Source organism: Gordonia caeni (genome assembly GCF_039537105.1).
GTDB classification, from domain to species: Bacteria; Actinomycetota; Actinomycetes; order Mycobacteriales; family Mycobacteriaceae; genus Gordonia; species Gordonia caeni.
Genome location: NZ_BAAAZW010000003.1, coordinates 171,669 through 195,265 on the forward strand (window position 1 = coordinate 171,669; position 23,597 = coordinate 195,265).

Here is a 23,597-nt window from a genome sequence, read left to right on the forward strand (position 1 = left end):
CCGGCCCGAACGCAGAACGCCCCCGCCGACGGCGGGGGCGTTCTGCTGTGTCGGGGAGGTCAGGGCTGCGTGCAGACCTTCCACTCGCCGTCGATCTTGTGCAGGGTCACCTGCGCCGAGGTGGTGGCACTCGGATCGCCGGTGCTGTAGATGTCGACACCCACGCGCGCGGTGTCACCGTCGACCGCTACCCCGTTGACGTCCTTGAAGGACATCATCTGGTTGCGTTCCTTCTGTGACTGGTAGGCCGCGGAGAAGTCGGTGGGCGACACCGAGGAGTAGTAGGCGTACTGCTCACCGCAGGTGATGTTCTTCAGGGTGTCCAGGTCGCCTTCCTCCATCGCCTTCTGGTAGCTCTCGGCGGCGTCGGCGGCCTTGGCCTGATCGGAGGAGGCGAAGACGAAGAACCAGATCAGCAGCGCGGCCACCACGACGGCGACCGCCAGCAGCGCGCCCCACAGCAGTTTGCGGCGGCTCTTGCGCTCGGGGGGCGACTGCGTCGCCGGCGGAATCACCTCGGGCTGGTGCGGAGTGGACGACCATTCCTGGCCGGTGCCACCCGCACCGGGCCCCTGGGGGCCGGGCCCCTGGGACCCGGGACGCTTGGCTCCGGCGGCGGCAGCGCCGGCGGCCCCGGCTGCTGCAGCCGCACCGGCCGCCGCGGCGGCTCCCTGAGCGGGCAGCTCGGTGGTCGGGACCTCGATCTGTTCGGTCGGCGTCACATCGGCCGTGGAGTCGACTCCGCCCTCGGTGGAGTCCTCGGCACCGACGGCCTCGAACGCCGCGGTCTCCGCGTCGGCGGCGGCCGCCTCGTCGCCGGTCAGTTCCAGGGGGTGTTCGACGATCGCCGGGCGTTCGGTCTGGTCGGGGTCGACAGCGTCCACCGCGCGGCGGGCCGGGGCCTGGGCACGCTCACCCGAGCCGGCGATCTCCACGACGGTCTCGTGAGGGACACGACCGGTGCCGGCCGCGCCTTCCTCGGAGGCCGGGGCGGCGTCGCCGGTCTCGGCGGCTTCGGTGTCCTCGGCTTCAATGTCTTCGGACTCGGTTGCTTCGGACTCGGTGGCGTCGGCCTCGTCGTCGCTCTCGTCGGTCTCGGCCGCGTCGTCCCCGGCCTCGTCCTCGGCGGTGGCGCCGTCGGACTCGGACTCGGTGGCGCCGGTCTCGGTGTCGCTGTCATCGCTCTCGGCGGCAGAGTCTTCGCCGGTCACGCCATCCAGGGACACCTCTTCGGTGTCTGCTCCGGCGGCGGCAGCGGCGGTGGGCACGGCGAAAGCTTTAGTCGGGGAGTCGGAATCGCCGCCGCCGGGGGCCTGCCCCGGCTCGATCTTGATGACGGTGGTCTCGTCCCCGGTCTGGTCAGAATCGGCCTGTCCGGCGTCGGTCCGCCCGCTGTCGGTCTGCGCGGCGGGGTCGGTCGGGGCCGGCTCGGCATCGCCCTCGCGGCGTGCGCGGAAGGCGTCGACCACCTTTTTGACGGCGCTGGTCTTATCGTTGTCCGGGCTCGGCATACTGCGCAGTTCCTACGGTCGAGGGGGCATTCCGATGCCGGGGATACACGGCACAACGAAGAGACTATCGAATCTCCGGTCCTCCGGGTCGGGGCGGGCGGGCGCTCGGGAGTGATTGAATGGCGGGGTGACCTCATTCGGAGACCTGCTTGGACCCCCGCCGACGCTGCTGACCGGAGACGACGACGCCGAGTCCGATCTTCTCAACGGCGCTGATCCCGCGGCGGTGGCCGCGGAGTACCCGTCCGCGTCCATCGCCTGGGCGTATCTGGCCGAGGCCGCGCTCGAAGGCGCCGACGGCGTCGAGCCGGACCGTGGCCGGCAGGTCGCGGGCTACGCCTTCGCGCGCACCGGCTACCACCGCGGGCTCGATCAGCTGCGCCGCCACGGCTGGAAGGGCTACGGCCCGGTGCCGTGGAGCCATGAACCCAACCGCGGCTTCTTGCGCTGCGTCGGAGCGCTGGCACGGGCCGCGCAGATGGTGGGCGAGGAAGACGAGTACCTGCGCTGCCTGGACCTGCTGAACGACAGCGATCCGCGCGCCATCGGTGAGCTCGGCCTGGACTAGAAGCCCGCAGTCGTGACGACCGATCGGATCCGGGCGACGCGCTCGCGTCTGATCGACCGGCTGCCCGGGCCCGTCGCCAAGCGGGTGCGGCGGCTGGGGCTGTCCGCCGTCCCGATCCTCCAGTGCGCCATCGCCGGCGGTCTGGCCTGGTTCATCGCCTTCGACCTGCTGCACCACGCGCGCCCCTTCTTCGCGCCGATCGCCGCGGTCGCTTCGCTCGGGCTGGTGCTGGCCAAACGCTGGCGCCGATCGATCGAGCTGATCGGCGGCGTGCTGATCGGCATCGTCGTCGGCGATCTGATCATCTCGGTGATCGGTTCGGGTCCCTGGCAGATCAGCGTGGTGGTGGCGCTGGCGATGATGGCCGCGGTGGTGATCGACGGTGCCCCGATGGTGACCAACCAGGCCGGGGCCTCCGCGGTGCTGGTGGCCACCCTGCTGCCGCCTGGCGATGCCGCTGGCTACGAGCGGGCGATCGACGCGATGATCGGCGGCGGCGTCGCCCTGCTGATCGGTGCACTGGTGCCGTTCAACCCGGCGCATCGCGCGCGGCGGGACGCGGCGGGGGTGCTGGAGACCCTGCGCGACCTGTCCGGCGACCTCGAGACGGCGCTGCGCGCCCAGAAGGAGGACGGGGTGTACCGCGTGCTGGCGCAGGCGCGTAACACCCAGTCGCAGATCGAGGCCATGCACTCGGACATGAACGCCGGCCGGGAAGTGGGATGGATCTCACCGCTGTACTGGTTCGAGCGGCCGCGGATCCACCGGATCGCGGCCACCGGTGAACCCATCGACAACGCGATGCGCAACTTCCGGATCTGCGCGCGGCGCGCCCTCGGACTCACGCAACGCGGAGTCCGGGTGGAACCGGCCGTCCTGGACCTGATCGCCGCGCTGCCCGAGGGCTTCGAGATCCTGCGCCAGATGATGCTGTCGCCGCCGAAGGGCTCGCCCGACGGCGCCGATGCCGCACGCGTGCTGCGGACCATCGTGCGGCGGGCGCGGCCGGCGATCCGCGACACCGAGGCGCTGATCGAAGACGGCGGCGGTGACTTCTCCGAGATCGCGCTGCTGGTGGAGTTGCGTTCGCTGCTGGTCGACATGCTGATGGTGACCGGACTCAAACGCGAGTCCGCCATCGCCCAGCTGCGCCTGGACTGAGCCCCGCCGGCTCGCGTTCGCGCATTGACTTCGCCTTCGGGCACACTCGCTTCGGATATGCGCACTCGGCAGTGTGTGGAAATCCGAAGTCAATGCGCGGACCGCTCGGGGGCGGTGCGGCAGCTGCCTGTGACCGCCGGCCTTGCAATATATGCGTGAGTACGCATACATTCGGGTCATGGGCACATCACACGGACACGAGGGGCATTCACACGGCCCCAGCGCCGCTGAGCTCGCCGTCGACGGCCAGCGGCGGCGGATCTGGCCGATGGCACTCGGTGTGGTGCTCATCGGCGGCTACTTCATCGTCGAACTGACCGTCGGCATCGCCATCAACTCGCTCGCGCTGATCGCCGACGCCGGGCACATGCTGACCGATGTGGTCGCGGTTTCGATGGGCTTGTCGGCGCTGCTGCTCGCCCGGCACGGGAAGATCACCGACTCGCGCAGCTTCGGCTGGTTCCGGGCCGAGGTCTTCACCGCGGTGCTCAATGCGGCGCTGCTGATCGGCGTGGGCGTCTTCGTCCTGTACGAGGCGGTCAAGCGGATCGGCGGTGAGGCCCCGGAGGTGCCGGGCGCGACCCTGGTGATCGTGGCCGTGATCGGCCTGGCGGTGAACGTGGTGGTGATGCTGCTGCTGCGCGCCGATGCGAAGGGCTCGATCGCCGTGCGCGGGGCCTACCTGGAGGTGCTCGCCGATGCGGTCGGCAGCGTCGGGGTGCTGGTGGCCGGCGTGGTCACCATGACGACCGGCTGGCGCTACGCCGATGTGGTGGTGGCCGTGGCCATCGCCGTCTGGGTGGTGCCGCGTGCGGTGCGACTGGCGAGCGACGCACTGAAGATCCTCAATCAGCAGGCGCCGGACCACGTCGACGTCCCGGCCCTGCGTGACGAGCTGGCGCAGGTCCCCGGGGTGACCGACGTGCACGACCTGCACGTGTGGTCGGTCACCACCGGAATGGACGTGGCCACCGTGCACGTGGCCAGCCGCGGCGACTATGCGCGCGTCCTGGCCGACACCCGCGCCGTGCTCACCGCGCACGGACTGGAGCACGCCACCGTGCAGGTGGATCCGGGAGCCGGCGACGGGGAGTGCTGCGAGAAGCTCACCTGGTGACGGCCCGCCGCGTGGCGCACCCGGCTCACCTGCGCGGGAGGATAAACTCCTGCCGGTGGAGAGAAGGACATTCCTGGCATTACTGGCCGTGGGCGGGGCGCAATTGGTCACCGCCTGCGCCGCACCGGTAGAGGGCGAGCCCCGGTCGGCGACGTCCCCGCCGGGATCGCCGCAGCCGGGATCGCTTCGGCCGCGTCCGGACGCCGAGCCGGGGCGCCGGCTCGACGGGCCGCTGCCCGACCGCAAAGTGGCACTGCCCGATCAGCCGATCACCGACCTGCCCGGCAAGGGCCGCGCACTGGCCCTCACCGTGGACGACGGGGCCAGCTCGGCCGTGGTCGGCGCGTACGCGAAGTGGGCGGTGGACTCCGGCGCCCGCTTCACCTTCTTCGTCACCGGCCAGTTCGATGCGTGGCGGGAGAACCGCGCCGTCCTGCGCCCGCTGGTGGAGTCCGGGCAGGTGCAACTGGGCAATCACAGCTGGACGCACGCCGACCTGACGTCGCTGACCGCGCGCGGTGTGGCCGACGAACTGCGCCGCACCAAACGTTTCCTGCGCAACGAGTACGGCGTGGACGGCACCCCGTACTACCGGCCGCCGTTCGGCTACCGGAACGCGCTGGTCGACAAGGTCGCCGCCGACCTCGGCTACACCATGCCCACCCTCTGGGACGGCTCGCTCTCCGACTCCGGGCTGGTGACCCAGAAGTTCCTGATCGGTGCCGCCCGCAAATACTTCCGGCCGCAGCGGCTGGTCATCGGTCACGCCAACCACGAGCCCGTCACGCACGTCTACGGCCGCTTCACCGAGATCATCGCCCACCGCCGCCTGCAGATGGTGACCCTGAACGACTACTTCCAGGCGTGAGGAGCGCCCGGCGGCGCCGGGCGGGCTACAGGCCCAGGCCGTTCCAGAACAGGAACAGCCGCCATCCCTCGGTCACCAGTCCCGCCGGCACGCCGAAGACCTCGATGATCGAGTAGATGAGGTCGAAGAAGGCCCGGTTGAGCACCGGGATGAACAGCAGTGCGAAGACCAGCAGGAAGCCGTAGGGCGCCACCTTCGCGGCACTGGCGCGCGTCTGGTGCGACAGGTACGGCTCGATCGCGCCGTACCCGTCGAAGCCGGGCATCGGAATCAGGTTCAGCACGGTGGCCGTGATCTGCAGGAAGGCCAGCATGGTGAGCCCGGCCAGCAGGTTGCCGTTCTGGGTGGTCAGCGGGATCAGGCCGACGATCACCAGCAGCACCACACCGAGCACCAGGTTGGTCGCCGGACCGGCGAGGCTGACCCGGGTGCGCTGGCCGCGGGTCATCCCGGAGGTGTTCAGGTAGACCGCGCCGCCGGGAAAGCCGATACCGCCGAGCACGATGATCAGCATCGGCAGCCCGATCGACAGGGCCGGATGGGTGTACTTGCGTGGATCCAGCGTGAGATAGCCGCGCATCTCGGTGGAGCGGTCGCCGTAGCGGAAGGCGGTGAAGGCGTGCGCGAACTCGTGCAGGCAGAGGGAGATCATCCAGCCGCCCAGGATGAGCAGCCACATGCCGATGATCGCCGTCGTCGATCGGCCGAAATCGCTCTGCCACAGCAGAACCCCGCCGGCCGCCGCGGCGACGACCAGTCCGAGGAAGACCAGGCCCGGCCGCACCGAGCGCAGTGCCGTCGTGGTGGGGGTGGGGTTCACGGGCGGACCAGTCTCCAGTCGATGTGATGCCGGTAGAAGGTGGACCGTTTCACCACGCGCGGGGTGAGGACGCCTTCGCGTTCCACGACCAGGTTGGTGCCGCCGGTCTGGACCGCGCGGCCGCTGAGCCAGCCGCCCGGGCGCAGGCGCTGCACCCGCGCGCGGACCCCCGGCGCTTCGGTCAGCGGCTCGATCAGGACACCGCGGACGTCGCCGTCCATCAGCCGCTCGGAGTCGACATAGGTCTCGCCGTGCAGTTTGGCGCCGTCGGTCCCGAGGTGCCGTGCGCTGCCGACCAGGACGGTGGCGGCGTCGTCGCGGATGAGTGGAATCTCCTGTGCCGCACCGTGGTCGGCGAGGTCGCGGGCGGCCGCCCCGTGCGGCAGCCCGTACGCCCGGGTGGCCGGGGTCGCCACCGGCGCCACGTAGGCGATCTCCACGTCGAGGCGTTCGTGGCGCATCAGCACGCCGGCCACATTCGACAGGGCGACGTCCGGGTGAGCACCCCCGGCGGGCGGGACGACGATGAGCCGGGTGATCGCCGGGTCGGCGAGCGCAGCGGTGACCGCCCGGGACAGGGCGGCGGCTTCGGCGCCCGGAGGCGGCGGGACGATCTCGGTCGATACCACGCCAATAGCGTATCTGCGTGGCGCACCCAGTAGGGTTGTGCGCGAACAGGAGGAGCACCTGACATGGCTGCGATTGTGCTGATCGGTGCCCAGTGGGGCGACGAAGGCAAGGGCAAGGCGACCGATCTACTGGGCGGAAAGCTGCAGTGGGTGGTCCGGTACCAGGGCGGCAACAACGCCGGACACACCGTCGTCCTGCCGAACGGGGAGTCCTTCGCTCTCCATCTGATCCCGTCGGGCATCCTCACCCCGGGGGTCAACAACGTGATCGGCAACGGCGTGGTGATCGACCCGTCGGTGCTGCTGTCCGAACTCAAGGGCCTCGAAGAACGCGGCGTGGACACCTCGGGTCTGCTGATCTCGGCCGACGCCCACCTGCTGATGCCGTACCACGTGGCCATCGACAAGGTGACCGAACGGTTCCTGGGCAACAGCAAGATCGGCACCACCGGCCGCGGCATCGGGCCCTGCTACCAGGACAAGATCGCGCGCGTCGGCGTGCGCGTCGCCGACGTGCTCGACGAGAAGATCCTGACCCAGAAGGTCGAAGCGGCCCTGGAGATCAAGAATCAGATCCTCACCAAGATCTACAACCGCAAGGGCCTGGACCCGCAGCAGGTGGTCGACGAGACCCTGGAGCTGGCCGAAGGCTTCAAGCACCGCATCGCCGACAGCCGTCTGCTGCTGAACCAGGCGCTCGAGCGGGGCGAGACCGTTCTGCTCGAAGGCAGCCAGGGCACCCTGCTCGACGTCGACCACGGCACCTACCCGTACGTGACGTCGTCCAATCCGACGGCCGGCGGGGCAGCGGTGGGCGCGGGCATCGGCCCGAACAAGATCACCACCGTGCTCGGCATCCTGAAGGCCTACACCACCCGTGTCGGCGAGGGACCGTTCCCGACCGAGCTCTTCGACGAGTGGGGCGAATACCTGGCCGTCACCGGCGGCGAGGTGGGCGTCACCACCGGACGCGCCCGCCGCTGCGGCTGGTTCGACGCCGTCATCGCCCGCTACGCCACCCGCGTCAACGGCATTACCGACTACTTCCTCACCAAGCTGGACGTGCTGTCCTCGCTGGAGGAGATTCCGATCTGCGTGGCCTACGAGGTCGACGGCGAGCGGCTGGACGACATGCCGATGACGCAGACCGGGTTCCACCACGCGAAGCCGATCTACGAGAGCATGCCCGGCTGGTCGGAGGACATCTCCGGCTGCCGCACCTTCGAGGAGCTGCCCAAGAACGCGCAGGACTACATCCTGCGGCTCGAAGACCTGTCCGGCGCGTACATCTCGTGCATCGGCGTCGGACCGGGGCGCGATCAGACGATCGTGCGCCGCGAGCTCGTCTAAGGATCTCGTGTCACCGCGGATCAGCCGGGACTACGGCTCGATCCTGCTCGGCTCCGCGGACGAGAGCGGCCGCCGGCTGCGCGTCCGCGTCCAGGTGCTGCTGACCGGGGCGATCGTCGTCGCGAACATCATCGGCATTCTGATCGCGGCCACGCTGGGCGTGATCGGTATCCCCGAGCCGACGTTCCTGCGGAGCGACCTGGCACTCGTCAACTTCGTGGCGGCTCCGGTGTACGCGGTCGTCGCGCTCATCGTCGGGGTGAGCGTCGGTACCGTCCTGATGACCCGTGGTCTCAAATGGTCGATCAACGAGCAGATCCCCACCCGTGCCGACGTGAAGCGGACGTTGCGCGCCCGCCGGCGCCTCGTGCTTCTGCAGTTCGTCCTGTGGCTCGGCGCCGCAGCGCTGCTGGGCACCCTGTACGGAGTGGTCGACGCGGACCTGGTGGCCAAGGCCGTGCTGATCCTGGTGATGAGCGGCCTGGTGGTGGTCGCCATCTCGAACCTGCTCGCCGACATCATGCTGCGCCCGGTCTCGGCACGGATCCTGCAGGCCGGGCTGGGCTGGCGGGGCTCGTCGGTGCGCTCGCGATCGATCTCCGCCTGGCTGGTGGGCACCGGCGTTCCGCTGGTCGGCATCTTCCTGGTGGTGTTCTTCAGTACGTTCTCCCCGGACACCTCCAAGATGAACGTCTTCGTCGCGGTCACGGTGCTGACGGCCGTCGCGACCGGTGTCGGTCTGCTGTCGGTGATCCTGTTCGCATGGAGCGTCACCGGCCCCATCCAGAGCGTTCGGTCGGGCATGTCGCGCGTGCGTGCCGGAGACGTCGGCGCCGACACCGATCTGGTGGTGTACGACGCCTCCGAACTGGGCGAGCTGCAGCTCGGCTTCAACAACATGGTCTCGGGCCTGCGCGAGCAGGAACGCCTGCGCGACATCTTCAGCCGGCATGTCGGCCGCGACGTGGCCGCCGCCGCGATGCTGGGCGATCCAGAACTCGGCGGCGCCGAACGCGTGGTGGCGGTGGTCTTCGTCGACGTCGTCGGTTCCACGGAACTGGCCACCCGCCGGACGCCGACCGAGGTGGTGGACCTGCTCAACCGGTTCTTCGGCGTCGTCGTGGAGGCCACCGAACGCCACGAGGGCCTGGTGAACAAGTTCGAGGGCGACGCCGTGCTGTCGATCTTCGGTGCGCCGCTGGCCATCGCCGACCCGGCAGGTTCGGCGCTGCGCGCCGCGCGGGAGATCACCCAGCGGCTGCGGGCGGACGTGCCCGACCTGCAGGCCGGGCTCGGGGTGAGCTACGGGCCCGTGGTGGCCGGCAACGTCGGCGCGATCCAGCGCTTCGAGTACACGGTGATCGGCGACCCGGTGAACGAGAGTGCCCGGATCTCCGAGATCGCCAAGCAGGACCTGCAGGTGCCGTGGGCGTCGCAGCGGGTGGTCGAGGCCGCCGATGCGTCCGAACGCACCCGGTGGAAGCCGGTGGAGTCGGTGGTGCTGCGCGGACGCAGCGAGCCGACCGAACTGTACGTGCCGCGGCTCCGGCCGAACGTCCCGTCGCCGCGGACCGGCGGCTGAGTCCCCGTAGACTGCGGGTATGACGTCGCCCCACGATTCCGACGCCCCGTCGCAGGCCGCCCCGTCGGCCGACCGACCAGCCGCCGAGCCCCCGGCCGCAGGCGCCCCCGCGCCCGGTGGGCCCGTCCGGGTGTTCGGCACACCGTTGTCGCCGACCGCGGTGAAGGTGCTGCTGCTCGGTTCCGGTGAGCTCGGCAAAGAGGTCACCATCGCGCTGCAGCGGCTCGGGGTGGAGGTGATCGCGGTCGACCGGTACGCCGACGCCCCCGCCCACCAGGTGGCGCACAAGGCCGAGGTGATCGACATGATGGACCCGGCCGCGGTCCGGGCCGTGATCGACGAGCACCGCCCGCACTTCGTGCTGCCGGAGATCGAGGCCATCGCCACCGACGCACTGGTCCAGGTGGAGAACGAGGGCCTCGCCGAGGTGATCCCCAGCGCCAAGGGCGTCTCGCTGACGCTCGACCGGGAGGGAATCCGCCGGATGGCGGACGAGGAGCTGGGGCTGCCGACCTCGGCGTACCTGTTCGCCGACTCGGAGTCCGAGCTGCGCGCCGCCGCCTACCGCGTCGGCTATCCGTGCGTGGTGAAGCCGGTGATGTCGTCGTCGGGCAAGGGCCAGTCGGTGATGCGCAGCGATGCCGACGTCGCGGCGTCGTGGGAGACCGCGATGACCGGTGGCCGGGTGAGTTCGACCCGGGTGATCGTGGAACGGTTCGTCGACTTCGACTACGAGGTGACGCTGCTGACCGTGCGCGCCGTGGACCCGGCGACCGGTGAACTGGCCACCTACTTCTGTGAACCGATCGGGCACCGGCAGTCCGGCGGCGACTACGTGGAGAGCTGGCAGCCGCAGCCGATGAGCGAGATTGCTTACGGCACGGCGTGTTCCATCGCCGCCCGGATCGCCGGCGCGATGGCCGCCGACGGGCGGCCGTTCAGCGGCCGGGGGATCTTCGGCGTCGAACTGTTCGTCAAGGGCGACGAGGTGTTCTTCTCCGAGGTGAGCCCGCGGCCGCACGACACCGGGCTGGTCACGCTGGCCACCCAGCGACTCTCGGAATTCGAGTTGCACGCCCGCGCGGTCCTGGGGCTGCCGGTCGACACCGAACTGGTGTCCCCGGGGGCCTCCGCGGTGATCTACGGACGGCACGAGGAGCCGGCCATCCGGTTCGCCGGGGTCGCGCAGGCGCTGGCCGATCCGCAGGTGGATCTGCGACTGTTCGGCAAGCCGGAGAGTTTCGCCAAGCGCCGCATGGGCGTCGCGGTGGCCACCGGCGCAGACACCGACCAGGCGCGCCGGCGGGCGAGCACGGCCGCCGAGCGAGTGATACCGCTGGCCGCCGGCGAGGACGTTCCGGAGACTCCGGCAGGAGCCGTCGAGGACTCCGCCGCAGCGGGATCGGGTACCGAAGGATCCGCCGCCGAGGCGGCGACCGAACGCTACCCGGCCCAGCCGCCGCGCGGACCGGCCGGCGGTGTCCCGGGCCGTCCGCACGGGGCCCATGCCCCGGGGGCTCGTTCGGGCGCCCCCGTGCCGCCCGGCGCCCCGCGGCCGCCGCAACGCGGTCCGGGGCCGATGGCCCCCGCCGCACCCGGACCGGGAGCTCCGCGCCCGCCGATGCCGCCCGGTGCGCCGCGGCCGCCGCAGGGCCCGCCGCCGAACGTGCCGCCGCGTGGTCCCGCGGGGCCGTCGGGGCCGGGCGGTCAGCGGCCGGCCGGGCCGCCGCCCCCGCAGCCCTGACCGGTTCTGCTCGGCGTCGATGCGTGCTGAATCGAGCATCGACCTTCAATCTGTGCCTGAAAGCGTGTCGAGAGAGACGCCGTTCGCCGTTCCGTCCGGGCGGTGCCGTTCTCGGCATACGGTGACCGCTGGCTGACTGCAGTTCCGCAGCAGCGTGGACCGATGGTGAACGACGTGACCGGGAAGGCATGTCGGTTCGCAGAGGAGCAGCAGATGACCGACGATTCGACCGCCCCGAAGATCCTGGATCTGCCGATCGGCCTCGATACGACCGGAGAGCGCGAGGAGTTCGACAGCCTGGGCAAGGTGCAGGTGCCGGCCGACAGGTACTGGGGCGCGCAGACGCAGCGCAGCCTCGAGCACTTCAACATCGGCGACGACCGGATGCCCAAGGAGGTGTACCACGCCTACGGCTACGTGAAGAAGGCCGCGGCGATCGTGAACGCCAAGGCCGGCCGGCTGCCGGAGTGGAAGGGCAAGCTCATCGAGCAGGTCTGCGACGAGGTCATCGGCGGCGAACTCGACGAGGATTTCCCGCTGTACGTGTGGCAGACCGGTTCGGGCACCCAATCGAACATGAACGTCAACGAGGTGATCTCGAACCGCTGCATCCAACTGGTCGGCGGGACGCTCGGATCGCAGACGCCGATCCACCCCAACGACCACGTCAACATGAGCCAGTCGAGCAACGACACGTTCCCGTCCGCCATGCACATCGCGGCCTACATGATGGCGATCGGCAAGACGGTGCCGGCGATGCGGAAGCTGCGTGATGCCCTCGAGCAGAAGTCACGCGACTGGGACCACATCGTCAAGATCGGCCGCACCCATCTCGAGGACGCGACGCCGCTGACGGTCGGCCAGGAGTGGTCCGGTTACGTCGGCGCGCTCGACGACGCCATCGCCGAGGTCGAGCACGCCACGCACGGCCTGCTGAAGCTGGCGATGGGCGGCACCGCGGTCGGCACCGGGCTGAACTCTCCGCTGGGCTTCGGCGACGAGGTCGCCGCGACGGTCGCCGCGCTCACCGGGCTGCCCTTCGAGACCGCGGACAACAAGTTCACCGCTCAGGGCACCCTCGACCGGCTGGTGCGCGCACACGGCGGACTGAAGGCCGCGGCCGTCACGCTGTACAAGATCGCCAACGACTTCCGGTGGCTCGGATCGGGTCCGCGCACCGGGCTCGGGGAGCTCACCTTCCCGGCCAACGAGCCCGGCTCGTCGATCATGCCGGGCAAGATCAACCCCACGCAGGCCGAAGCCATGCTGATGGTCTGCATCCAGGTGATCTCGTCCGACGTGGCGGTGACGATCGGCGGTGCCGAAGGCAACTTCGAGCTCAACGCCTTCCGGCCGGTGCTGATCAACAACTACCTGCATTCGGCCCGGATCCTGGGCGACATGTGCGACCACTTCCGCGAGTTCATGGTGGTCGGCACCAAGGTGAACGAGGACAAGCTGAACGAGAACATCGAGCGCTCGGTGATGATGGTGACCGCGCTCTCGCCCGTCATCGGCTACGACAAGTCCGCGGCGATCGCGTACTACGCCATCGCGCACGACAAGACGCTCAAGGAAGCTGCCCTGGCGAACGGCGTCACCGAGGAACTGTTCGATCGTGTCGTGAACCCCCTGGCTCTGACCAAGCCGGGGATGGCGTCGGCCTGACCAGAAGGAGCGAAGAACGTGTCGACGGACAACGCACAGAATGCCGCTGACGATCCTGCTGACGGCTCACCGGGCGTCGGCAGCCGGATGCTGACGGGAGAATCGGCGCTGATCGCCTCCGTCGGAGGTCAGCGCGCGTTCGCAGACTGGACCAATCCGGACCATCGGGCCCGGCGCCTCCTCGCCGAGTTCATCGGCATGTTCGGGCTCACCTTCATCCTGTCGGGCGGAGCCGGGATCCTGGCTCAGTACGGCGGCGAGCACCTGCACGCCTGGCAGGCGGCGTTCGTGCTGTCCACGGTGTCGGCGCTGTGGCTGGTGGTGGCCGTCTACATGCTCGGTGACATCTCCGCCCACTTCAATCCGGCGATGACCTTCGCGTTCACCCTGCGCGGGGACATGGGCTGGGTGATGATGCTGTGCTACTGGGCGGTGCAGTTCACCGCTGCGGCCAGCGGCTCGCTGATCGCGCGTGCCTTCTTCGGGGCCGACAGCAATCTGGCGGCCACCATTCCGCCGCCCGGCCAGGAATGGCAGTCCATGGTCTTCGAGGCGATGATCGGCGGCGGGCTGGTCCTGATGATCCTGCTCATGGCGGACGGTCCGAAGCTCAACGGCGCGTACGTGCCGCTCGCCGTCGGCGCCTACGTCATGGCCTGGGGCACGATGGGCGGTCCGTTCGAAGGGGCGGCGATGAACCCGGCCCGTGCGTTCGGTCCCGACGTCGCGCGCGGCGACCTGTCCACCTGGTGGGTGTACCTGGTCGGTGGCGTGATCGGCGCCCTGGTCGCCGTCGCGATCGGCTACGTGCTGCGCGGACCGGCGAAGGCCCAGGAGGCCAACGCCGCGATGGGAACACCGCGCACGCGCACCTAGCCCGCGGCGTCGGTCCGCAGAGCCCGCCGGCGAAGGACGGCCGGCGGGCGGGTGGGCCTCGCTAACCGAGGCCGGCGCCGACCGGCACCACCATCGGGCCGCCGGAGACGGGGTCGGTCACGATGACCGACTTCAGGCCGAAGGCCTCTTCGAGCAGTTCGGCGGTGAGGATGTCGCCGGGGACGCCCTGCGCGATCACCGCGCCGTCGGCCATGACGACGATCCAGTCGCTGTAACGTGCCGCCAGGTTCAGGTCGTGCAGCACCATGACGACGGTCTTGTCGTGCCGGGTCTTGAGGTGGTGCACCAGGTCGAGCACCTCGATCGAATGCGCGAGGTCGAGATAGGTGGTCGGCTCGTCCAGCAAGAGCAGATCCGTCTCCTGCGCCAGCGTCAGGGCGATCCACACCCGCTGACGCTGCCCGCCCGACAGCGCCTCGATCGCGCGGTCGGCCAGCTCTGCGGTCTGCGTCAACTCCAGCGCCCGGTCGATGGCCGCCGAGTCCTGCTCGCTCCACTGCCGGTACCAGGACTGGTGCGGGTGCCGACCGCGGGCGACCAGGTCGGCCACGCGCAGCCCTTCCGGGGCGATCGGCTGCTGCGGCAGGAGTCCGAGGGTCTGGGCGACCTTCTTGGGGGCCAGGGACCGGATGTCTGCACCGTCGAGTCGCACCACGCCCGTCTGGGCGGGGAGCAGCCGGGCCAGGGCACGCAGCATCGTCGACTTGCCGCAGCCGTTCGGCCCGATGATCGTGGTGATGGCGCCGTCGGGAATCGCCAGATCCTGGTGTTCGATGACGAGCCGGCCGTCGTAGCCGACCGAGAGGTCTTCAGCGAGCAAGCGAGTCATGCGGTCGCCTTTCTGGCGGCTTGGATCATCAAGTAGATCAGGAACGGTCCGCCGAGGGCGGCGGTCACCACCCCGACGGGCAGACCGCCGGGCAGTGCGGTGCGGGTCAAGACGTCGGCGAACAGGACCAGCGCCGCACCGGTAAGGCCCGCGGTGACCGGGGTGGGTTGCGGCGTCGCCGCGAGCCGCATGGCGATCTGCGGGGCGAGCAGGCCGACGAAGGCGATGGGGCCGGCCGCCGACACCGACAGCGAGGCGACGATCACCGCGACCACCAGGGTGCCGGTGACCACCGGCCCCACCCGCAGGCCGAGGCTCCGGGAGGTGTCCAGGCCGAGGCCGAGGGCCCGCAGGTCGCGCGCCGAGATCATCGCCCACACGATGCCGACGACCACCGCGATCAGCGCCGCGGGCACCACCTGCCAGGTGGCGTACGAGATGGAACCGACGATCCAGCGCTGGGCGCGAGAGGCGTCCCACTCCTGGGCCCGGGCGAGCAGATACGCGGTCACCGCCTGCAGCGTCCACGTCAGCCCCACACCGATCAGGATCAGCCGCAGAGTGTTCATGCCGATGTCGCTGCCGCGGCGGTACGACAAGGCCGCCATCAGGGCGGCCGCCACCAGACCGCCGAGCAGCGCGGCGATCGGGGTGCCGAGTTCCGCCAGCCAGGCGCCCCAGGTGGTGCCCATCGTGATCGCCAGGACGGCGCCGACGCTGGCGCCGGCGGTGATCCCGAGGAGGTCGGGGGTGGCCAGCGGGTTCCGGGTGATGATCTGGGTCAGCGAGCCCGCCAGTCCCAGCCCGAAGCCGACGAGGGCGGCGACCAGCGCGCGGGGGAGGGCGTCGTCGAACACCACCACGTTCTCGCCGCGGGTGCCCCCGCCCAGGAGGATGCGGGCGACGTCGACCGGCGTGGTGAAGCCGATCGAGATGCTGATCAGGAACAGGACGATCACCAGGATCGTCGCGCCGGCGCCGACGAGCAGCAGTCTCGGGTCCAGGGGCCACGTGGCGGGCCCGACCGAGAGGACCGATCGGCCGCCGTGGATGCGGCGATGCGGGAATTTGCGCTGCGGGCTCTGCTGACGGTGAGTCATACGTTCGGCAACCTCCTGCGGCGCACCATGAGCATCAGGGCCGGGCCGCCGACCACGGCGAGCATGACCCCGGCGGGCACTTCGCCCGGGCGGGCGAGGACCCGGCCGAGGACGTCGCAGGCCACCAGCAGCACCGCACCGATCAGCGCGGAGTAGGGCACCACCCAGCGGTAGTCGGGGCCGGTGATCGGCCGAGCCAGGTGCGGCACCACCAGCCCGAGGAAGACGATCGGGCCGCAGGCCGCGGTCGCCGCGCCGGCGAGGAGGGTGATGGTGCCGATCCCGGTGAGCCGGATCAGCCAGATGCGGCCGCCGAGAGCGGTGGCCATGTCGTCGCCCAGGCTGAGCAGGTTCAGGAACCAGCCGCCGGCCAGGGCCAGTATCAGCCCGGCGACGATGAACGGCAGTGCCGTCCACAGCACCTCGGTGCCGCGACCGGCCAGTGCGCCGACGTTCCAGGTGCGCCAGACGTCCAGGGAGGCGCCATCGCTCAGGACGATCGCCGAGGTGATCGCCATGAGGAAGGCGGACAGACCGGTGCCCGCGAGGACCAGGGTGAGCGGCGTGCCGCCGGAGAGGTTGGCGAGGGCGAAGACCGCGAGCGAGGCCAGGCCCGCGCCGATGAGGGCGGAGACGGTGTTCATCAGCGGGCCGGCGCTGCCGAACACGAAGACGCCGATCACCACCGCGCACGCCGCGCCCGCGTTGATGCCGAGGAGCCCGGGATCGGCGAGCGGGTTGCGGGTGTGGCCCTGAGTCAGCGCCCCGGCCGCCCCCAGGGCGAGACCGACGATCAGACCGAGCACGGTGCGGGTGACCCGGTTGTCGACGAGCTTCACCAGTTCGCCGTCGACCGTGTCGCGATTCAGGAGGGCGTCGATGACGGTGGAGTAGGAGAGGTCGTGCGGCCCCAGCCCGGAGCCGACGGCGATCGAGGCCACGCAGAGCGCGACCAGCACCACCCCCAGCGCCAGCGCCCCGGCCATCCTTTTCACGAAGGGTAACCTTACTTAAATTGGCCTGTTGACCCGCATCCGCGCACCTCATGTGTGACGCGAGTAACATTCAGTACCGTTATGCGCGATAATCCTGGTGAGTCGAGTTCGTGGTCGAATCCGACTCGGGTGTGCCGTCACCTGCACTGATGTCCATGTCGGGCGGTCGGTCAGGTCATGAAAGCTGAACGGTTCCGTAACGCTTCGTGTGAATCGGTCGATACCCTCAACGAGACTGCGCACCCTGGGAGTGATCGTTATCAAACAATCCCGCGGTGGCCTCCATGGCCGGAGCGTGCTCCGTGTGACGCTGGAAACGTAAGAAACGAAAGGTAAGACCATGAAGAAGATCCTGACTCGAGCCGCCGTGGGCGTAGCGACCGCGAGTGTGGTCGCCTCCGGCGCCCTGTTCGCGGCAGCGCCCGCCCAGGCCGCACCCCCGAACCTCCGCCTCAACGGCGGCGTGCACTGCAACTTCGGTCTGCAGCCCGGCCAGCCCTGGACCGCCGGCATCTGGAACATGACCCGCTGGATGACCGTCACCGCCGACGGCGGCACGTTCCACAACGTGACGCTGCAGGAGATCAACGGCCAGCACAAGTTCGCCCGGACCCTGTCGTCGACCAACGCCTCCGTGCCGCGGTCGCTGACCATCCGGACGGTCTGGAGCGGCTGCTTCCCGTCGTCCATCGCCGGCTACACCATCGGTGCCGAGCAGGAGAACCTGCTCGACAACTTCGGTTTCTGGATGAACGTCCGCCAGCAGGAGAACCCGTCGTCCACTGCTGCGGCAGGCCGGGCGGAGGCCAAGGCTGCGCTGGAGAAGGCAGCCGGCTGACGCGCCGAACGTAAGACACATCGAGCTCAGGGCGGTGACCGATCGGTCACCGCCCTGACGCATCCGGTCAAGACGGCGACTCCGACGTCCGGCCCGAGGAGAATGACCGGTGCAGGGGCGGTTCTGTACGCCCCGGAGGGCACAGGTCGTCCGGCGCAGCAACGCCGTCCGTGAATCGAGCGGAAGGTAAGACCATGGGGAACAAGAATCCGGGTCACAAGAATCTGGGCAAGCACACGATCCGTGCGGCGGGGGCCGCCGCGTGTGCGGGGGTCATGGCGGCCGGGGCCCTGGCCGGCGCCGGGGCGGCAGCGGCGGCGCCCCCGGGTGACCTGAAGGTGAGCACCTTCGTCGTCTGCCAGGACGGCAAGACGGTGCGGCTGGTGCTCGCTGAGAACGTCGGCGGAACCAGGATCACCGGGGTGCGCGTGGGATCGGTGCTCGGCCCCGAAGTCCGCGTCGTGGAGATCAAGGAGCCCAACTTCGCCAGCGGGCCGGAAGTGAAGGTCGGCAACGTCCCGGTCGCCACCGGCACTGGCACCGGACCGAACGGGACGCTCGGACCCGGCCAGAACTTCATCGTCGGCGAGGTGCTGCCGGGTTGCGGCGGGCCGTACGCGATCGTCGGCTACGCCATCGGCAACGAGATCGACAACGTCTTCAACGCGCCGAACTTCTCGATCGACTTCGCACTGGCCGGCCCCGTCGCGAAACGGCTGGCCGGCTGAAGGGAAGGTCCTCAGCCTTTGGCGGCGCGGTCCGGTTCGGACGCGGCGAGCATCTCCTCGCGTTCGACGACCTTCTTGCGCGCGCGGCCCTCGGCTTCGCCGAGACCGCGCTCGTACTCGTCGAGCCGGTACCAGCCGTCCCAGGTGGTGTAGGGGATCTTCCGCTCTTCGAGCAGCGCGAGGATCGCTTCCTCGCCCGGCTCGGCGGGGCGGTTGAGGGTGTCGTTGACCATGTCTTCCACCAGGCACTCGACCGTCTCGTTGGCGTCGCCCTTGGTGTGACCGATCAGGCCGACGGGACCGCGCTTGATCCAGCCGGTGGTGTACAGGCCGGTGACGTGGGCGCCCTCGTCGAAGACGCGGCCGGCCTCGTTCGGGATCACTCCGGCGGCCGAGTCGAACGGGATCTCCGGCAGGTTGTCGGACAGGTAGCCGACCGCGCGGTAGACGGCGCCGAGCTCCCAGTCCGTGTGCCGGCCGGTGCCGCGCACGTTGCCGGTGCCGTCGAGCTCGGTGCGCTCGGTCCGCAGGCCGACCACCTTGCCGTCCTCGCCGAGGATCTCCACGGGGCTCTCGAAGAAGTGCAGGAAGAGCTTGTGGATGGCGTTCTGCTTGGGCTCGTGGATGGCGTAGTTCTCGATGATCGAGGCCACCTGGTCGGTGATCTTGGAGGTGCGGCGCGCGACGGCCGAGCCCTCGTCGTACTCGATGTCCTCGGGGTTCACCACCACCTCGATGTTCGGGGAGTGGTCGAGTTCCTTGAGTTCGAGCGGCGTGAACTTGGCCTGCGCCGGGCCGCGGCGCCCGAAGACGTGCACCTCGACGGCCTTGTTGTTCTTCAGGCCCTGGTAGACGTTGTCGGGGATCTCGGTGGGCAGCAGCTCGTCACCGGTCTTGGCCAGGACGCGGGCGACGTCGAGCGCGACGTTGCCGACACCGATCACGGCGACCTTCTCGGCCTCCAGCGGCCAGGTGCGCGGGAAGTCCGGGTGGCCGTCGTACCAGGCGACGAACTCGGCGGCGCCGTAGCTGCCGTCCAGGTCGACGCCCGGGATCTGCAGGGCGCGGTCGTCGGTGGCGCCGGTGGAGAAGACGACGGCGTCGTAGTGGTTCTTGAGGTCGGCCAGCGTGATGTCGGTGCCGTAGTCGATGTTGCCGAGGAGGCGGACCTGCGGCTTGTCGAGCACCTTGTGCAGGGCGGTGATGATGCCCTTGATCCGCGGATGGTCGGGCGCGACGCCGTATCGGATCAGGCCGAACGGGGCCGGCATGCGCTCGTAGAGGTCGATGCTGACTCCGCGCGCGGCGGCGGTCTCCGACTTCATCAGGGCATCGGCGCAGTAGATCCCGGCGGGACCGGCACCGACGATCGCTACGCGCAGCGGGCGGCTGTTCTCACTCATTTAGGCAGTCGCTTCCTCAGCTGGATGAAACGTGTTGTGCATCCACGGTATGCGCTGGTCGGCGTCGGCCAAAATCTGCGACTGAGGCTCCCCTCACTCCGCGGCATCTGCTCCAAACCCTTGACGGCGCCGCGGGGGCCTGTGTAGGAGCCGTCGCGGGCGCCTGGCGCCGTGGACGCGGTGCACTGATCTCCGGTCCGGTCGATAGAATCGACGATCATGAGCGATCAGACGCCCGGCGGCGCCGACTACCCCGATGACCCGCAGTCTCCCAAGCGGACACCGGACGGCTATCCGGAGAAGTTCGCCGAGGAGTTCGGCGACCCGGACCCCGGTCGCAGCCGCTGGCCGTTCCTGGCGGCCGTCGGAGTGGTGCTGACACTGGTCGCGGTCGTCGTCGTCATCGCGCTGGTGAATCCGCCGGAGGACCGGGTGAACGACTCGACCCGCGTGCAGTACGTCGTCAACGACGCCTATTCGGCCCGCAATTCACTCAACTACGAGCAGTACCGCAATGCGCACTGCGAGCAGGAGGTGCAGTCGGCGGATTTCCCGACCGCCGCACAGTTCGCCGACGAGAATCGTGTCGCCCGGGACGAGAACGGGCTGCTGGTGATCCCGACGATGGACGTCGACGTCGAGGGCGACACCGCGACGGTGACGGTGCACTGGCATCGGGAGGACACTCCGGACGACGAGCAGACGACCACCCTGACCGTGGTGCGGCAGGGCGACGAATGGAAGGTGTGCAACCCGTGAGCTATGCCGGTGACATGACCCCCCAGCAGGCGTGGGCCGCCCTGGAAGAGAACCCGAAGGCCGTCCTGGTCGACTGCCGGACGCAGGCCGAGTGGGCCTTCGTCGGCGTACCCGACGTCTCGTCGCTCGGCAAGAAGGCCGCCCTGGTCGAGTGGATCACCTTCCCGGGCGGAGAGGAGAACACCTCCTTCGTCGATCACCTGCGCCAGGTGGGTGTCGAGGACGATTCTCAGGTGCTCTTCCTGTGCCGGTCCGGGGCCAGGTCGATCGCTGCGGCGGAGGCCGCCACGGCGGCGGGCATTGCGGAGGCGTACAACATTCTTGACGGGTTCGAAGGTGCCCTCGACGCGCAGGGCCATCGAGGAGCTGCGGGTTGGCGCGCCGAAGGCCTGCCGTGGAGGCAACAGTAGAAGGAGTAGTCCCATGAGCCGTGACCTGCCCGAATGGGTATCGCCGGAGACCATCGCGGTCCGCGGCGGCCTGATGCGGTCGGGGTTCTTCGAGACCTCTGAGGCGCTGTACCTCAACAGCGGCTACGTCTACGACACGGCCGAAGCCGCCGAACGCGCCTTCACCGGCGAGGACAAGCGGTTCGTCTACTCTCGCTACGGCAACCCCACCGTCGAGATGTTCACCGAGCGTCTCCGGCAGATCGAGGGCACCGAAGCGGCGTTCGCGACGGCCAGCGGCATGGCCGCGGTCTTCGTCGCACTCGGCGCGCTGCTGAAGCAGGGCGGCCGGCTGGTGGCGGCCCGCAGTCTGTTCGGCTCGTGCTTCGTGATCTGCAACGAGATCCTCCCGGCGTGGGGCGTCGAGACCGTCTTCGTCGACGGCGAGGACCTCGCGCAGTGGGAGGAAGCGCTGTCGGTGCCCACCGACGCCGTCTTCTTCGAGACGCCGTCGAACCCGATGCAGACGCTGGTCGACGTGCGCAAGGTGGCCGAGATGGCGCATGCGGCGGGCGCGCAGGTGGTGCTCGACAACGTCTTCGCCACCCCGCTGCTGCAGCGCGGGCTGGAGATGGGGGCCGACGTGATCGTCTACTCCGGCACCAAGCACATCGACGGCCAGGGCCGGGTGATGGGCGGCGCCGTGATGGGCACCGAGGAGTACATCGAGGGCCCGGTGCGCGAACTGATGCGCCACACCGGTCCGGCCCTCAGCCCGTTCAACGCCTGGGTGATGCTCAAGGGGCTGGAGACGATGAAGCTGCGCGTGGACGCCTCGGTCGCCAGTGCGCTCACGATCGCCGAGTTCCTCGACGCGGACCCGCGCGTGGCGACGGCGATCTACCCGTTCCTGCCCTCGCACCCGCAGTACGAGCTGGCGCGCGAGCAGATGTCCGGGGGCGGCACCGTCATCACCGTCGAGCTGGCCGACTTGCCCGGCAGCGCGGGGACCTCGACAGGGAAAGAGCGGGCGTTCGCCATGCTCAACAAGCTGCAGGTGGTCGACATCTCGAACAATCTCGGCGACGCCAAGAGCCTGATCACCCACCCGGCCACCACCACCCACCGCGCGATGGGGCCGGAGGGCCGCGCCGCGATCGGCCTCACCGACTCGATGGTGCGCCTGTCGGTGGGCCTGGAGAACGTCGACGACCTCATCCGGGACCTGGACCAGGCCCTGGGCTGACCGACCCGCCCCTGCGACACGCGTGGCGCTCAGGTGGGGGTCAGGCGGGGGCGTCCAGGCCCAGCGCGCGCCGCACGGTGCGGAACTTGGCGGCCGTCTCGGCCACCTCGGCATCCGGATCGGAACCGGCGACGATGCCGCCCCCGGCCCAGGCCCGCACGTCGCGGTGATCGGCCGCCAGCTCCAGGCAGCGGATGGACACCAGCCATTCGCCGTCGCCGCGCGCATCGCACCAGCCGACGGTGCCGGCGTAGAAGTCGCGTGGCTCCTCCAGATCGGCGATCAGCCGGGCCGCCGTCGGCCGCGGCGTCCCGCACACGGCCGGGGTGGGGGACAGCAGTGCGGCCAGGTCGAGGGCGGTCACCGTGTCGTCGGCCAACACGCCGCGAATGGGGGTGGCCAGATGCCAGAGCTCGCCGGTCGACATCAGCGCGGGTTCACCGGGCACCGACAGCTCGGTGCACAGCGGGGCCAGCCGTGTCCGCAGGTCGTCGACGACGAAGGCGTGCTCGGCGCGGTCCTTGGCCGAGGCGAGCAGTCCCCGGGCGGCCGCGGTGTCGGCGGCGCCGTCGCGGGAGCGGGCGGCCGATCCGGCATACGGGTGGCAGGTGACCACCCGGCCCGCGCGCCGCACCAGCAGTTCCGGGCTCGCCCCGATCAGCCAGTGCCCGGCCCGGCCGGGTGCGGGATCGAGGGCGGCGGCGAAGACCGCGGCACCCGGGCCGACGTGCGCGAACGCCGAGAGCAGGTCGGCGGGGTCGGCGGGCCGATCCAGCCGCCACTGCGCGTGCCGTGCCAGCACCACCTTCTCCACGGTGCCCGCCGCGATCGCGTCGAGGGCCGCGCACACCCGGGTGCGGTGCTCGCCGGCCCCGGTGAGGGATTCGGCGACGGCCCGCCGCCGTTCGGGTACCTGCGACGTCACCGCACTGCCTGAAGACCACCGGTGCGGTGCGGTGAGCGCGGCCGGGCCGGCGGGGTCGAAGCCTAGGGCGCCGGTCACCACGTCGACGGTGCCGGCGGCCAGGGCCGCGCGCGCCGCGGCCACCGTGTCGAAGCCCGCCGCGCGTCCGTCGCCGCGGTAGCCGGAGCCGTTGCGGGCGAGGACGAAAGTGGTGGTCGGCACGCACTCACGCTACAAGCCCCTTCGACTGCGCTCAGGACAAGCCCTTCGGCTGCGCTCAGGACAAGCCCGCGACTCCGCGACCGGTGGTAAAACCCGCGCTGCGCCTAATTCTCGCTTCCGCGCCCCGCGCCCGGCAGAGTGATCGGCGGGTCACGAGTACCAGCGACAAGCCCCGGCTCGCTGGTCGGCAACCCTCCGCCGCGGTGGGGTGCTCCGGGTGACGACCCGGCCGCCGGCCGACCGGCCGCGGCAAGCGCGGATTCACCGAG

The 23,597-nt window shown here is 70.1% G+C and carries 22 protein-coding genes and 1 riboswitch; of the genes, 14 read left to right on the forward strand and 8 right to left on the reverse strand.

Annotated features, from left to right (window positions below):
* Window positions 1-59: 59 nt before the first annotated feature.
* A complete protein-coding gene (locus ABD732_RS05900) occupies window positions 60-1,511 on the reverse strand; it encodes an Rv0361 family membrane protein (protein ID WP_344781583.1) in 1,452 nt (483 codons plus the stop codon).
* Window positions 1,512-1,638: 127 nt separating this feature from the next.
* Between ABD732_RS05900 and ABD732_RS05905 the strand changes: the two genes are divergently transcribed.
* The 4 genes from ABD732_RS05905 (at window position 1,639) to ABD732_RS05920 (ending at window position 5,225) form a co-directional block, all read left to right on the forward strand.
* Entirely contained in the window at window positions 1,639-2,079 is a 441-nt protein-coding gene (locus ABD732_RS05905) for a DUF3151 domain-containing protein (protein ID WP_344781585.1), read from the forward strand.
* 12 nt (window positions 2,080-2,091) lie between these two features.
* Window positions 2,092-3,240: an FUSC family protein gene (locus ABD732_RS05910; protein ID WP_344781587.1), complete on the forward strand. Its 1,149-nt coding sequence runs from the start codon at window positions 2,092-2,094 to the stop codon at window positions 3,238-3,240.
* Between the two features lie 178 nt (window positions 3,241-3,418).
* Window positions 3,419-4,357 (forward strand): cation diffusion facilitator family transporter, encoded by a 939-nt coding sequence (locus tag ABD732_RS05915; RefSeq protein WP_344781589.1) that lies wholly within the window; start codon window positions 3,419-3,421, stop codon window positions 4,355-4,357.
* Window positions 4,358-4,412: 55 nt separating this feature from the next.
* Window positions 4,413-5,225 (forward strand): polysaccharide deacetylase family protein, encoded by an 813-nt coding sequence (locus ABD732_RS05920; protein WP_344781591.1) that lies wholly within the window; start codon window positions 4,413-4,415, stop codon window positions 5,223-5,225.
* A 25-nt stretch (window positions 5,226-5,250) separates the two neighbouring features.
* Here ABD732_RS05920 and ABD732_RS05925 read toward each other — a convergent pair whose 3' ends face one another.
* Both ABD732_RS05925 and ABD732_RS05930 read right to left on the reverse strand, forming a co-directional pair.
* On the reverse strand, window positions 5,251-6,045 hold the full coding sequence (locus ABD732_RS05925; protein ID WP_344781594.1) for a site-2 protease family protein: 795 nt from the start codon (window positions 6,043-6,045) through the stop codon (window positions 5,251-5,253).
* A complete protein-coding gene (locus tag ABD732_RS05930; RefSeq protein ID WP_344781596.1) occupies window positions 6,042-6,674 on the reverse strand; it encodes a hypothetical protein in 633 nt (210 codons plus the stop codon). Before ABD732_RS05930 ends, ABD732_RS05925 begins: the two co-directional genes overlap by 4 nt.
* Before the next feature lie 63 nt (window positions 6,675-6,737).
* On the opposite strand from ABD732_RS05930, the gene ABD732_RS05935 reads away from it, so the two are divergent.
* The 5 genes from ABD732_RS05935 to ABD732_RS05955 all read left to right on the forward strand — a co-directional run bounded on the left by ABD732_RS05935 (window position 6,738) and on the right by ABD732_RS05955 (window position 13,894).
* A complete protein-coding gene (locus ABD732_RS05935; RefSeq protein ID WP_344781598.1) occupies window positions 6,738-8,024 on the forward strand; it encodes an adenylosuccinate synthase in 1,287 nt (428 codons plus the stop codon).
* A 7-nt stretch (window positions 8,025-8,031) separates the two neighbouring features.
* Window positions 8,032-9,606, forward strand: coding sequence for an adenylate/guanylate cyclase domain-containing protein (locus tag ABD732_RS05940; RefSeq protein WP_344781600.1), 1,575 nt, complete (start codon window positions 8,032-8,034; stop codon window positions 9,604-9,606).
* 19 nt (window positions 9,607-9,625) lie between these two features.
* Window positions 9,626-11,350 (forward strand): formate-dependent phosphoribosylglycinamide formyltransferase, encoded by a 1,725-nt coding sequence (purT, locus tag ABD732_RS05945; RefSeq protein WP_344781602.1) that lies wholly within the window; start codon window positions 9,626-9,628, stop codon window positions 11,348-11,350.
* Between the two features lie 213 nt (window positions 11,351-11,563).
* Window positions 11,564-13,018, forward strand: coding sequence for a class II fumarate hydratase (locus ABD732_RS05950; protein ID WP_344781604.1), 1,455 nt, complete (start codon window positions 11,564-11,566; stop codon window positions 13,016-13,018).
* A gap of 18 nt (window positions 13,019-13,036) precedes the next feature.
* Complete coding sequence (locus ABD732_RS05955; RefSeq protein WP_344781606.1) at window positions 13,037-13,894, forward strand: MIP/aquaporin family protein; 858 nt, start codon at window positions 13,037-13,039, stop codon at window positions 13,892-13,894.
* 61 nt (window positions 13,895-13,955) lie between these two features.
* Here ABD732_RS05955 and ABD732_RS05960 read toward each other — a convergent pair whose 3' ends face one another.
* The 3 genes from ABD732_RS05960 to ABD732_RS05970 are packed head-to-tail and all read right to left on the reverse strand — an operon-like array spanning window position 13,956 to window position 16,839.
* Complete coding sequence (locus ABD732_RS05960; protein ID WP_344781608.1) at window positions 13,956-14,744, reverse strand: ABC transporter ATP-binding protein; 789 nt, start codon at window positions 14,742-14,744, stop codon at window positions 13,956-13,958.
* Window positions 14,741-15,844: a FecCD family ABC transporter permease gene (locus tag ABD732_RS05965; protein ID WP_344781610.1), complete on the reverse strand. Its 1,104-nt coding sequence runs from the start codon at window positions 15,842-15,844 to the stop codon at window positions 14,741-14,743. The genes ABD732_RS05960 and ABD732_RS05965 overlap by 4 nt, the downstream gene beginning before the upstream one ends.
* Entirely contained in the window at window positions 15,841-16,839 is a 999-nt protein-coding gene (locus ABD732_RS05970; protein WP_344781612.1) for a FecCD family ABC transporter permease, read from the reverse strand. Before ABD732_RS05970 ends, ABD732_RS05965 begins: the two co-directional genes overlap by 4 nt.
* Before the next feature lie 340 nt (window positions 16,840-17,179).
* Between ABD732_RS05970 and ABD732_RS05975 the strand changes: the two genes are divergently transcribed.
* On the forward strand, window positions 17,180-17,677 hold the full coding sequence (locus tag ABD732_RS05975) for a hypothetical protein (RefSeq protein ID WP_344781614.1): 498 nt from the start codon (window positions 17,180-17,182) through the stop codon (window positions 17,675-17,677).
* Window positions 17,678-17,871: 194 nt separating this feature from the next.
* Window positions 17,872-18,405 (forward strand): hypothetical protein, encoded by a 534-nt coding sequence (locus ABD732_RS05980; RefSeq protein WP_344781616.1) that lies wholly within the window; start codon window positions 17,872-17,874, stop codon window positions 18,403-18,405.
* 11 nt (window positions 18,406-18,416) lie between these two features.
* Here ABD732_RS05980 and ABD732_RS05985 read toward each other — a convergent pair whose 3' ends face one another.
* Window positions 18,417-19,808 carry an FAD-dependent oxidoreductase gene (locus ABD732_RS05985; RefSeq protein WP_344781618.1) on the reverse strand — a complete coding sequence of 464 codons (1,392 nt, stop codon included), beginning with the start codon at window positions 19,806-19,808 and terminating at the stop codon, window positions 18,417-18,419.
* A 219-nt stretch (window positions 19,809-20,027) separates the two neighbouring features.
* Here ABD732_RS05985 and ABD732_RS05990 point away from each other — a divergent pair, with 219 nt between their 5' ends.
* From ABD732_RS05990 to ABD732_RS06000, 3 genes are read left to right on the forward strand one after another with little or no spacing between them, the layout of a single operon-like run.
* Complete coding sequence (locus ABD732_RS05990) at window positions 20,028-20,567, forward strand: Rv0361 family membrane protein (RefSeq protein WP_344781620.1); 540 nt, start codon at window positions 20,028-20,030, stop codon at window positions 20,565-20,567.
* Window positions 20,564-20,977: a rhodanese-like domain-containing protein gene (locus ABD732_RS05995; protein ID WP_344781622.1), complete on the forward strand. Its 414-nt coding sequence runs from the start codon at window positions 20,564-20,566 to the stop codon at window positions 20,975-20,977. The genes ABD732_RS05990 and ABD732_RS05995 overlap by 4 nt, the downstream gene beginning before the upstream one ends.
* Window positions 20,978-20,990: 13 nt before the next feature.
* Window positions 20,991-22,202, forward strand: coding sequence for an O-succinylhomoserine sulfhydrylase (locus ABD732_RS06000; RefSeq protein WP_344781624.1), 1,212 nt, complete (start codon window positions 20,991-20,993; stop codon window positions 22,200-22,202).
* 40 nt (window positions 22,203-22,242) lie between these two features.
* Here ABD732_RS06000 and ABD732_RS06005 read toward each other — a convergent pair whose 3' ends face one another.
* The gene (locus ABD732_RS06005) at window positions 22,243-23,328 is read right to left on the reverse strand and encodes an isochorismate synthase (RefSeq protein WP_344781626.1); all 1,086 of its coding nucleotides are present in this window, start codon (window positions 23,326-23,328) and stop codon (window positions 22,243-22,245) included.
* A 148-nt stretch (window positions 23,329-23,476) separates the two neighbouring features.
* A riboswitch (SAM riboswitch) is annotated at window positions 23,477-23,590 on the forward strand.
* Window positions 23,591-23,597: the final 7 nt, after the last annotated feature.

Excerpts from the sequence above, each read along its gene's own strand:
- ABD732_RS05900 (WP_344781583.1), bottom strand. The coding sequence starts at position 1,511 with ATGCCGAGCCCGGACAACGATAAGACCAGCGCCGTCAAAAAGGTGGTC.
- ABD732_RS05915 (WP_344781589.1), top strand. The coding sequence starts at position 3,419 with ATGGGCACATCACACGGACACGAGGGGCATTCACACGGCCCCAGCGCC.
- purT (WP_344781602.1), top strand. The coding sequence starts at position 9,626 with ATGACGTCGCCCCACGATTCCGACGCCCCGTCGCAGGCCGCCCCGTCG.
- ABD732_RS05985 (WP_344781618.1), bottom strand. The coding sequence starts at position 19,808 with ATGAGTGAGAACAGCCGCCCGCTGCGCGTAGCGATCGTCGGTGCCGGT.
- ABD732_RS05990 (WP_344781620.1), top strand. The coding sequence starts at position 20,028 with ATGAGCGATCAGACGCCCGGCGGCGCCGACTACCCCGATGACCCGCAG.
- ABD732_RS05980 (WP_344781616.1), top strand. The coding sequence starts at position 17,872 with ATGGGGAACAAGAATCCGGGTCACAAGAATCTGGGCAAGCACACGATC.
- ABD732_RS05950 (WP_344781604.1), top strand. The coding sequence starts at position 11,564 with ATGACCGACGATTCGACCGCCCCGAAGATCCTGGATCTGCCGATCGGC.
- ABD732_RS05965 (WP_344781610.1), bottom strand. The coding sequence starts at position 15,844 with ATGACTCACCGTCAGCAGAGCCCGCAGCGCAAATTCCCGCATCGCCGC.
- ABD732_RS06000 (WP_344781624.1), top strand. The coding sequence starts at position 20,991 with ATGAGCCGTGACCTGCCCGAATGGGTATCGCCGGAGACCATCGCGGTC.
- ABD732_RS05960 (WP_344781608.1), bottom strand. The coding sequence starts at position 14,744 with ATGACTCGCTTGCTCGCTGAAGACCTCTCGGTCGGCTACGACGGCCGG.
- ABD732_RS05935 (WP_344781598.1), top strand. The coding sequence starts at position 6,738 with ATGGCTGCGATTGTGCTGATCGGTGCCCAGTGGGGCGACGAAGGCAAG.
- ABD732_RS05975 (WP_344781614.1), top strand. The coding sequence starts at position 17,180 with ATGAAGAAGATCCTGACTCGAGCCGCCGTGGGCGTAGCGACCGCGAGT.